The 10564-nt window shown below is 66.5% G+C and carries 8 protein-coding genes; 2 read left to right on the forward strand and 6 right to left on the reverse strand.

Translation table 11 applies throughout. The features are described 5' to 3' along the window. The 6 genes from ACHHTY_RS11240 to speB form a co-directional block, all read right to left on the reverse strand. On the reverse strand, positions 1 to 2869 hold a 2869-nt coding region (locus ACHHTY_RS11240; RefSeq protein ID WP_395494252.1), incomplete at its 3' end, for a UvrD-helicase domain-containing protein. Continuing rightward, complete coding sequence (gene recC / locus ACHHTY_RS11245) at positions 2866 to 6348, reverse strand: exodeoxyribonuclease V subunit gamma (protein ID WP_395494254.1); 3483 nt, start codon at positions 6346 to 6348, stop codon at positions 2866 to 2868. The genes recC and ACHHTY_RS11240, both read right to left, overlap by 4 nt. 43 nt (positions 6349 to 6391) lie before the next feature. Next, positions 6392 to 6787, reverse strand: coding sequence for a hypothetical protein (locus tag ACHHTY_RS11250; protein ID WP_395494256.1), 396 nt, complete (start codon positions 6785 to 6787; stop codon positions 6392 to 6394). A gap of 89 nt (positions 6788 to 6876) precedes the next feature. Next, the gene (locus tag ACHHTY_RS11255) at positions 6877 to 7347 is read right to left on the reverse strand and encodes a 23S rRNA (pseudouridine(1915)-N(3))-methyltransferase RlmH (protein ID WP_395494257.1); all 471 of its coding nucleotides are present in this window, start codon (positions 7345 to 7347) and stop codon (positions 6877 to 6879) included. Continuing rightward, the gene (locus ACHHTY_RS11260) at positions 7337 to 7711 is read right to left on the reverse strand and encodes a YkgJ family cysteine cluster protein (RefSeq protein WP_395494258.1); all 375 of its coding nucleotides are present in this window, start codon (positions 7709 to 7711) and stop codon (positions 7337 to 7339) included. Before ACHHTY_RS11260 ends, ACHHTY_RS11255 begins: the two co-directional genes overlap by 11 nt. 7 nt (positions 7712 to 7718) lie before the next feature. Next, entirely contained in the window at positions 7719 to 8633 is a 915-nt protein-coding gene (gene speB / locus ACHHTY_RS11265; RefSeq protein WP_395494259.1) for an agmatinase, read from the reverse strand. A gap of 166 nt (positions 8634 to 8799) precedes the next feature. Between speB and ACHHTY_RS11270 the strand changes: the two genes are divergently transcribed. Both ACHHTY_RS11270 and ACHHTY_RS11275 read left to right on the forward strand, forming a co-directional pair. Continuing rightward, positions 8800 to 9711, forward strand: coding sequence for a DUF362 domain-containing protein (locus tag ACHHTY_RS11270; RefSeq protein ID WP_395494260.1), 912 nt, complete (start codon positions 8800 to 8802; stop codon positions 9709 to 9711). Positions 9712 to 9838: 127 nt separating this feature from the next. Further along, a partial coding sequence (locus tag ACHHTY_RS11275; protein WP_395494261.1) for a 4Fe-4S binding protein occupies positions 9839 to 10564 on the forward strand: 726 nt, incomplete at its 3' end.

Here is a 10564-nt window from a genome sequence, read left to right on the forward strand (position 1 = left end):
CGTACAGCTCGGCGGTCCGGGCGGCCAGTTGGGAAAAACTTCCCACCCGCCAGGCACTGTCGATCCTGGCTGCCAGGCGCCGGGCCCGGCCGGGGAGACCGGCGCCGAGCTCGGTGGCGGGCGCCAGGGGGACGATCCGGCCCGGCGCCGGCAGGGAGCTCAATCCCCACTGGCTTTCCGCCGCCACCCTTTGCCGGAGCAGCTCCAGCAGTTCCTCATGGGTCAGACCTCCCAGCCGGCCCGGGCCGTCCTGGTCCAGGCCGTGCAGCAGGTAGGCCAGGGCCGAATCCTGGTAGCCGCTGGCCCCGGCCCAGACCACCCGGCAGCAGTGGCGGGCCCGGGTCAGGGCCACGTAAAGCAGGCGCAATTCCTCGGCGAATTCTTCCCGGCGGCGCTGGTCGCGCTGGTGGTCAGCGGGCAGCAGGGCGATCTTGCCGGCCCAGTTGTCCGCCGGGTCGTGATAGGCGAAAAAGTCCGCCCCGGGATCCCGGGCCTCATCCTGCCGTTGAAAGGTCCTCCAGAGATAAGGGCAGTAAACCACCGGGTATTCCAGGCCCTTGCTGCGGTGGATGGTCAGCACCTGCACCGCCTCTTCGTCGCTTTCCAGGCGCAGTTCGTCGATTTCGGCCTCGGGCCGGCGGCCGGCGATGCTTTCGTCGAGACTTTGGAGCAGGGCCGGGGGCTGGAGATGCTCCTGCCGTTCCCGGCCATGGAGCAATTCCACCAGGTGGCGGAAGTTGGTAAGTCGCCGCTCTCCGTCCGGCTGGGCCAGCAGCCGGGCCGCCACCCCCCGTTCCTCGCCGATGGCCCGGATCATCGCCATGAAACCCCGTTCGCGCCACCATAGACTCCAGCGATTGAAGGCGGCCATCCAGCTCTGCCAGGTTTTTTCGTCGGCCTCCAGGGTCGGCAGCTCGGTGGGGCTGCATCCGAGGATGTCGCTGATCAGCGCCGCCCGGCGCCGGGCCTCGCCGGCCTGGTCGAGCAAGCCATGGAGCAGAATGGAAAGCTGGGCGGCCTCGGAGCTTTTAAAGACGCTGGCCCGGCTGTGAAGCACCGCCTTGACTCCCAGCCGCTGCAAGGCCTCCTGGATCCGGCCGGCCTGCCGGTTGCTGCGGACCAGTACCGCGATATCCGCCGGTCGCAGGGGGCGGTCGGCCAGTTCGCCGCCGCCGCCCAGGAGACGAACGATGTCCGCCGCCACCAGGGCCGGTACCATTTGTTCCACCTTGCTCCGCGCCGGCTGCCGGCCCCGGGCGCCACTCAGGGCCGCGGCCACGGTTTCCGGGGGCAGGTGGAGAAACTGCAGGGGGGCGGGGCCGCATTCGGGCCGGGCCCGCCAGAGATCGCCGGCGTCGGGCCGGGCCTCCACCCGGGGAAAATCGATGCCCGGCACCACGAAAGGCGCGCTCGGTCCACTGAAAAGGGCGTTGACCGCCGCCACCATGCCCCGGTCGGCCCGCCAGTTTACGGTCATGGTGTAGCGCTGGTCGCCGCAGTCGGCGGCGGCCTGGAGATAGGCAAAAATATCGGCCCCCCGGAAGCCGTAAATGGCCTGCTTGGGATCACCGATCAGGATCAGGCGGCGCTGATCGCCGCCGGGCGAAGATCCGGTCGCGGCCTCCGGCTCCCGGGGCCGGTATACGCTTTGAAAAATCGCGTACTGGACCGGGTCGGTATCCTGGAACTCGTCGATCAGGGCCACCGGGTAGCGGGAGGCGATGAAGCCGCGCAGGGCCTCCCGGCCCCGCTGGCGCAGGGCCTGTTCCAGGTTGTAGAGCAGGTCGTCAAAGGATTGAACGCCGGCGGCATAGAGGCGCCGGGGCAGTTCCCGGCGGGCGAAATCAACCAGGGCGGCCAGGGAGGCGGCGCGATAGGCGGCGTCCAGTTCAGCCAGTTGTGCCAGGTACTCCTGCCAGCAGGCGAAAAAGGGTTGTTGGGGGATTTGCCCTTGTTTGATCGCCGCTTTTTTGCAGACCCCACCTTCGGGATCATGGAAGGCGGCGGGAGTCAGTTTTTCGGCCCCCACCGGAACCACCAGGGACCGGGGTTCATCCTCCCGCAAGTGGGCGGCCAGTTGGGCCACCAGGCCGCCGGCCAGCAGATCGCGGTATTTTTTGAGCAGATCCGCCTCCTCCAGCTCGGCGCCAATGGCGGCCTCGTTTTCACGCCAGCTTTGACGGGCCCGGCGATAGGCCGTCCGGGTGGCAGCCCAGGCCTCGGCCGGTTCCAGGGCCGTGGCAGCCCCGGGAGCCGCCCCGGCACCGGGACTCACCACCGGGAAGTAACGGTGACGCACCGCCTCGCCGACCAGCCGGCGCAATTCCTCGAGGCCGTAGCGGCGCCGCAGGAGAGCCAGCAGGCGGGAATCATCGCGGTGGGAAATCGCGGCCAGAAAATCGTAGATCAGCTCGTCAACGAACTCATCGACGGCGCCGACCAGCTCCAGCTCAAAGGGCATCCCGCTTTCAAAGGCCCCCTGCTGGAGGATGCGATGGCAGAAGCTGTGGATGGTGGTCACCGCCGCCTGGTCGATCTCGGCCAGGGCCCGTTGCAGGAGGAGCAGATCCCGTCCGGGCTGCCGGCTGGCGCGGACCAGGCCGGCGAGGAAGGCATCCTGGCCGGCGTCGATGCCCTGGTAAGCGGCCACCGCCGCCTGGAGCCGGGCCCGCAGCCGGGCGTGCAGTTCGGCGGTGGCGGCCTCGGTGAAGCTCAGTACCAGGATCTGGTCCACCCGCAATTCGTGCTCAAGGATAAAGCGCAGGTAAAGAGAGGTGATGGAATAGGTCTTGCCGGTGCCGGCGCTGGCCTCGATGAGCTGCCGGGGGGCGGCCGGCAGTTTTTCGGGAATAAAGGGTCGGATAGTCATAAGGCCGCCTTCTCCAGGGCCTGCAGCAGGGGCTCGTAAACCCGGCGGGCGACGGCGGTGAAATCTTCCCAGGCCACCCCGCCGGGGCCCACGCTTGCCTTCTGGTACCAGTCTCCTTCCGGCTCCGCCGGGTGGAACAGGGCCTGCACGTAAGGATCGGCCCCGTCCGGCGGCGGCCAGCGGTTGTAGCCTCCGCCATGATAGGCCAGCAAAGCGGCCTGGCGGGCCTGGTCCTCGCGGTCGGCGGGATCGGCGGCCCGGCCGAAGAGCATTTTCTGGACGAAGGCATGGGAGCTCTCGCGGAAAAGGGGCAAAGGCTCCCGGCTCCCCCGCAGCCAGAGCTCTACCAGTTCGCGCAACCGGACCAGGGCTTCTTCCCGTTCCAGTTCGCGAAAAATGCGGATCTCCGCCGGCCCGGCCGCGCCGCGCCCGACCATGAGGCACTGCCGGTCCTGGTCGGCGGGGCTCTGGGCGCAGAGGGCCAGGTGATCGAGCCAGGCGTTGAGGAAAAAATGGGACGGGCAGCGGGAGGGGGTGAAACGGAGGAGGCCGGATTCGGCCCGATCCCGCAACTCGCCGGCCAGCCGGAGACCACCGCCCAGGTCCAGGTCGAGACTGAGCGGCGGCAGGGCTTTGCCGGCGGGTGCGGTGGACAGAAAGGCGGCCACCGGCTCCACCTCGGCGATGATCTCGGCCAAGGCCGGTTGGGCCGAACCGGCCAGGGGCAGTTCTCCCCGGGCCCGCAGCAGTCTTTCAACGCCGGGGGCCCGCAGGTCGCCGGGGTTTTGCAGAAGTTTCATGGCTATCCGGTGTTTGTCCAAGCCTGCGATGAAAACCGGTTCCCGGTCGGGCGGGACTTCCTCGGGCTGGGGCATCACCAGGCCCAGTCGCCGGCGAGCGTACCAGGCGGCGGGATTGCGGAAAAAACGATGGAGTTCGGCCAGCTCGGGACCGGTCCCGAGATCCGCCGCCGCTGGTTCCGCCGCGGGCTCCCCGGGCCCGGACGGCCGGGCTTGAGCCGCGATGGCAGCGGCCAGGCTTGGGTCATACTCCTCGGCATAGGTAAACAAGGGCCCGACCGGATCGGCGAAATAACGGGGACTGAAGGGCTGCAGGGGATGTTCGACCACGTAGCGCCGGCGGGCAAGTCGCCGCTGTTCGGGGCGCAAATCCGGGGCGGCGCCTTCTTGGCCGGTCATGGCGGCCAGGCAGTCCAGCAGTTCATCCACCAGCACCGAAGGGGGCAAAACGCTGTTGTCCTTGATGCTGCGGCCCACATAGCTGATATAAAGCCGGCGCCGGGCCGCCAGCAGGGATTCGAGAAAGAGGTAGCGGTCGTCCTGGCGCCGGGAGCGGTCGCCGGGGCGGGGATCGGCGGCCAGCAGGTCGAAACCGGCGGGATTTTCCTGGCGGGGATAGGCGCCGTCGTTCATGCCCAGCAGGCAGACCACCGCAAAGGGAATGGTCCGCATCGGCAGCATGGTGCAGAAAGTCAGGCCACCATCGAGAAAACCGGCCGCGGCGCCGGCCTCGTCCAGCCGGCCCCGGAGCAGGCGCAAAAAGGCGGGCAATTCCAGGGTCCGCTCAACCCCGGCCTGATCGCTGTCCCGGACCAGGTCAGCCAAGGCTTCGCGCAAGGTTTGGCGCTGCCAGTCCTCGCCGGGCCCGGCTTGGGGTTCAGAGGCAAAAAAGACGGCCAGGGCCCGCTGGACCAGTTCCGCCCACTGGGCCGGCAAACGCGGCGTCTTGATCTCGGCGGCCAGGGTGAATAGGGCCTCGCAGAAGCCCAGCAGAATGCCGGCGACCTGGCCGTCCTGGCCTTCGATGTCGTCATAGGGGAGCAGGTCGGCAAAAAGCCGCTGATCCAGGCCGGGCATGGCGTAGCCCAGGATCAGCCGATCCAGGCCGAAGCGCCAGGTGTTCTGGCGATCAGGCGGCTGGCCGTGGCTGCGCCGATGCTCCTCGTCGATCCCCCAGCGAATCTGGCAGTGGCTGACCCACTGGGCGATCCGGCCGGCCTGGTCGGCCCCCAGGTTCAAGCCCCGCCGCACCGGCTCGCGGGCGAGAAAGTCCAGGACCTGGGAGGCGGGCAGCCGGCCCCGGGCCAGTTCGAAAAGGGCCAATAGGGCGTCGAGCAGGGGCGCTTCCCGGCTGAGGCGCCGGTCGGCGATGCGAAAAGGGATCTGGCGCCGGTCGCCGGCCGGCCGGCTGAAGACCGCTTCGATCAGGGGGGCGTAGATTTCAATATCCGGCACCATCACCACGATATCGCGGGGCCGGCATTCGCCACGGTCCAGCAGAGCCAGCACCTGGTCCTGCAAAACCTCCACTTCCCGCAGGGGACTGTGGCAGGAGTGGATCACGATGGCCGGGTCTTCCTCCTGCCGGTGATCGGCCGCCGCCGTGCCGCCGGCCGGTTGGCGCAGTTCAAGGATATCGGCCTGCAAGCGGGCCAGTACCGACGCCGCGGTTCCCGTCGGGCTGACGAAGCACTCGCCGCCCGGGGGCTGGCGATAGGCGGCATGCTCTTCGAGGAGATCCTGGAATTCACGGCCCACCGTGCCCAGGGAAGCCAGCAGGGGATGGCCCCCGGCCAGGTGCAGATCCTCCGGCCTTACCTGCTCCCGCTCATATCGCAGCAACAGGCGGTTAACGGCTTGGGGGGAATAAATGTCGGCCCAGTAGCCGCGGGTGGGGCTGAAGAGCAGCAGGTGGCTGGGAACCAGCCGGGCGGCCTGGTTGAGCAGGTTGAGATAGAGGGGCGGCAGGGTGGTGATGGCGAAGAGAAAAATTCGGGCCGGCAGCAGTTCCGGGGCCGCCGGCGTCCCGGCGCGCAGGCGTTCCCAGGCTGCCCGCAGGGGTCGCACCGGGGAGCCGAGGCGGGCGCTCAATTGCCGCCAGAGCAGCGGTTGCCAGCGGCTTTCCCCGGTCGGTTGTCCGGCCGGAATCGGGCCGGCGCCCTCCCCCGCCGGCCGGGCCGGGTCAGCGGCGTCTTCCCAGGCCATGACCATTTCGGGGCGGTAAACGGCGTACTGGTCGAAGACGTAGGCGATTCTTTCCGCCAATTGCAGGGTTTTCCAATCGTCGGCGCCGTGCAGGTAGCGGTGCAGAGGGGCAAATTCCTCCCGGACCAGCAGATCGGGCAGCAGGTCGAAAATTGCCAGGGTAAGCAGCTCGCGGCTGCGGCCCAGGGTCAGACCGGCCGCCTCGTCGGGCCCGAGAACGGCCCGCAGGATTCGCTCGATAAAATGGCGGGGATGGGGGAAATCGGGATTGGCCCAAACCCCGAAACGGTCGGCCAGACGCTGGTTGAGCCAGGTGGCCATCCCCCGGCTCTGGACCACGATGCATTCCGCCGCCAAGGGCGCGGGCGGGACGGCCCGCAACTCCGCGGTCAGGCAGTCAAGCAGGGCTTCGATCCGGTTGCTGCGATAAAGAATCAGCCCCGGCTCTCCGGCATATGGGTGGTCAGCAGCCATAGTCGTCCATGGGGATCCGCCGCAGCTGGCCGGATCCCGGGTTTCAGGCATAAAAGAGGACCAGGAAAATATCCACCAGCACCACGATCAGCGACAGGGTCACGACAAAGAGATAATTGATGTTTTCCTTTGACTTTACCAGCGAAGAAAGCACGTAGGTAATCAGCACCCGGTCATCATACTCCAGTTCCCGGCCGCTGTTGAGCTTTTCCAGCAGACGGTTGGCCATGATGGCCCGCCGCCGTTTTTCGGTGATGAAATAGCGGTAGGCAAAGAAAAAAATGTAGCCGAAAACCCCGAAATACCACAGGGGCCGGACCAGGGCGGGGCTGAAGACATCGACGATGGTCAGCAGGCGAAAGGCCACGGCGGCCAGCAGGCCCAGGGTCATGGCGCTGTAGATCACCCAGAGGGGCATGGTGTGCGGGAGTTTGGTCATCGGCGAAGGATCCTTGGCAGAGAGGTTTTTCAGGGTTAGCCTTGGCTGACCGGAGCCGGCGGGGAACGCAGGGAAAAGCGGCGGGCGGCTTATTTATGATAGCCGGTGCCCTGCCGGATCGTCCAGGCCCGGTAAAGCTGCTCGAGCAGCAAAAGCCGGGCCATCTCGTGGGTGAAGGTCAGGGGCGAAAGCGACAGGGTGAAGTCGGCCCGCTCCAGAACTTCCGGGGCCAAGCCTAAGGGGCCGCCCAGAACAAAAACCAGGCGCGCACGGCCCTGCTCCTCCCAGCGGGCCAGCAACTCGGCCAGTTGGGGGGAATCAACCAGCCGGCCGCCGGGGTCCAGGGCCACCAGAAAAGCATCGGCCGCCACCCGGCTCAGCAGCAGCCTCCCCTCCTCCCGGACCAGCCGGGCTTCATCATCGCCGCGGCCCGGCTTGGGGGCCTTGACCGCCTTGATGGTTATTTCGACATAGCGCCGCAGGCGGCCGGCAAAATCATCAATGCCCCGGGCCAGGTATGCTTCCCTGGTCTTGCCGGGAAAGAGCAGTTCAAGACGCATTCTTCATTTTGCGGCGGAATTCTTCGTGGGAGAGGCCCGCCTTGAAGCCCGGGCAGGAACCGGTAATCACCGCGAAATTGGCGGGATCGTCAATCATGCTGGGATGCAGGGGCCACTGGCGGCACCGCCAGGGTTTGCCCGGGTGGATGGTGCAGCCGTTGTCATAGAAAATGCAATGGCCGTCGACGGTTTTCATCTGGACCGTGTTGCCGGTAATCCGCAGATAAAGGCGTTTGACTTCGGCGAAAGGCAGGCCCAGATGGGCGCTCAGCCGCTCCTGGTCCTGCCGGTCCAGGGAAACCGTGGTTTCGCCCTGGCAGCAGTAACCGCACTGCTGACAATCAAAAAATTCCTCTGCAACCATGATGCTGCTACTCCTTGGTGATTGATAACCGGCGGGCCTTTGCCATATATCCCAGGGTGCGGTAAATCAGCTTGGCGGCGGTGAAGGCGGCGTGTTCGAAGCCGGGCCGGGGGGCCAATTCCACCACGTCCATCCCCACCAGGCCGTGCTGGCCGGCGGCCAGGGCCCGGGTCAAGGCGGTGACCTGACGCCAGGAAAGGCCGTCGGGTTCCGGCGTGCCGGTGGCCGGCATGATCGCCGGATCCAGGCCATCGACATCGATGGTCAGGTAAACCGGTCCTCTGATTTCCGCCAGCAGTTGCTCCAGCCAGTCGGCTTCCTGGTGAATCCGGGCCATGGTGAAGGGGCGCCAGCCTCGCTCCCGGACCAGTTGCCACTCCTCGCCGGAAAAGGAGCGGATCCCCACCTGGCTGAAGGGCACTCCCAGTTCGACCACCCGCCGCATCACGCAGGCGTGGCTCAGAGGGGTGCCGTCATAGCTGGCGCGCAGATCGAGATGGGCATCCACCTGGACCACGTGAAGATCGGGATATTGGTCTCGCAGGGCCGCCACCGCCGGGCCGCTTACCGTGTGTTCGCCGCCCAGCAGGACCGGAAAAAGCCCGGCGGCCAGTTCCTGGGCCACCGCCGCCCGGACCCGTTGGCAGGCCTCGGCCAGGTCGCAATCAGCCAGGGCCAGGGGAGGTCGGGTAATAATGCCGGCCTGGACGGTTTCCTGGAGAAGTTCATCGTCGAAAACCTCCAGGGCCGGCGAGGCATCCAGGATCGCCCGGGGACCGAACTCGGTCCCTCCTCCCCAGCTCAGGGTCTTGGCCAGGGGAGCGGAAATCACGGCAATTTGGGGAGCAACCCCGACCTTGGATTCTTCCCCGAGAAATATCGGATAAGCAGCGCTGGAATTCATCCCCTCTAAATAAACCATTTCCCTCCCCGGAACAAGCATTACGACCTGCCGGCGGAGGTCGGGATTCCGGCAAAAAAATCACGGCCGGACTTGCCAACCGGACGGTTTGTCGGCTAGGCTGGGTCGAATGGTTTATCGGTCCGGGCACCAGACGGTTATGGACAATTTACAGGAGACGCCAGCCATGGACAGGCGCAGCTTCATCCGCAAATCAACGGTTGCCGGCGGGGCCCTGCTGGTCCCCACCGCCATTGACACCCTGTGGCGGCAGGGCCGGGCCGCCGACTCCCCGGACCTGGTGATGACCAAGGGGGGTGAACCCCGGGCCGCCACCCGGGCCGCCGTCGAGGCCCTGGGCGGCATGGGCCGTTTTGTCAGCCGGGGCGATATCGTGGTGCTCAAGCCCAACATCGCCTTCGACCGCACCCCTGAGCTGGCGGCCACCACTAACCCGGAGGTGCTGGCGGCGCTGGCGGAAATGTGCCTGGAGGCCGGGGCCCGTCAGGTCAAGGTTTTCGACCGCACGGTCAACGACGCCCGCCGCTGTTATGTCCAGAGCGGCATCGCCGCCGCCCTGCAACCCTTGGGCAATGTGGAACTGAAATACGTCGATGACCGCCGTTTCCGGGATATGCGGATCGGCGGCGAAGTCCTGGGCACCTGGCCCATTTACACCGAGGCCATCGAGGCCGACGCGCTGATCAACGTGCCCATCGCCAAGCACCACGGCCTGGCCCGGCTGACCATGGGGATCAAGAACTGGATGGGCATCATGGGCGGCAACCGCAGCCGGATTCACCAACGCATCGACCTGGCCCTGGCCGAGATGGCGGCCTTTGTCAAACCCAGCCTGACGGTGATCGACGCGGTGCGGATTCTGGTGGCCAACGGACCCCAGGGCGGCAGCCTCGACGATGTCCGCTACCCCAAGGTAATCATCGCCGGCACCGACCAGGTCGCCGCCGACTCTTTAGGCGCGACCCTCTTCAATCTGCGGGGCAGCGACCTGGGCTACGTCCGCGAGGCGGCCCGGCTGGGAGTGGGTGAAGCTGACCTGAACAAGCTCAAGATCCAAGAGCTCGTCCTGGCCGCCTGAACCGGCAACGGCCGGCGCCTCTTGCCGGCCGGGCCCGGGATTCAACCGCGACGGAAGCGGTTTTTAACGGCAGGCCGGCAGGGGGCATCCCGCCCCGCCCGGACGGCCACAGCCCAAGACATTGTCGATGGATTACCGCAAAATCTTTTCCCTGCGCCGCCTGCGGATCATTTCCCAGTGGCTGTTTCTGCTCTTTTTCCTCTTTCTCTTCCTGGAAACCGAGGGCAAGGGGGCCGATGAACTGGGCTGGCCGGTTCGGCTCTTTCTCGACTTCAATCCCCTGATTCTGCTGACCACCCTGCTCAGCGCCCATAGCGCCCCCATCGCTTTCTTTCTCTCCCTGATCCTGGTGCTGCTGACCCTGGCGCTGGGGAGGATTTTCTGCGGCTGGATCTGTCCTTTCGGCACCCTGCACAACCTGGTCAGCCTGGCCGGCACGCGGGCCCGGGCCATGGTGCGGCATCCGGCCTGGCTCAAGTACAAGTACTATATCCTGGTGGTGCTGCTGGCCCTGGCCGCCATGGGCTCCCAGCAGGCCGGCCTGCTCGATCCGATTTCCCTGCTGATCCGTTCGCTCTCGGTCAGCATCTACCCGGCCTTCAGCTACGGCACCAGCGCCTTGTTCGACGCCCTTTATTACAGCGACATCCGGGGGCTGACGGCGATTTCGGAACGGATTTACAGCCTGCTGGGGGATACCGTCCTGCCTTTCCAGCAAGCCTTTTTCAGCCAGGCGGTGCTGATCGGTTTGCTTTTCCTGGGCCTCCTGGCCCTCAATCTCTACGAGCGCCGCTTCTGGTGCCGCTATCTATGTCCCCTGGGAGCCCTGCTGGGCCTGCTGTCCCGCTGGTCG

This window comes from Desulfurivibrio nitratireducens (genome assembly GCF_044068515.1).
Classification (GTDB): domain Bacteria; phylum Desulfobacterota; class Desulfobulbia; order Desulfobulbales; family Desulfurivibrionaceae; genus Desulfurivibrio.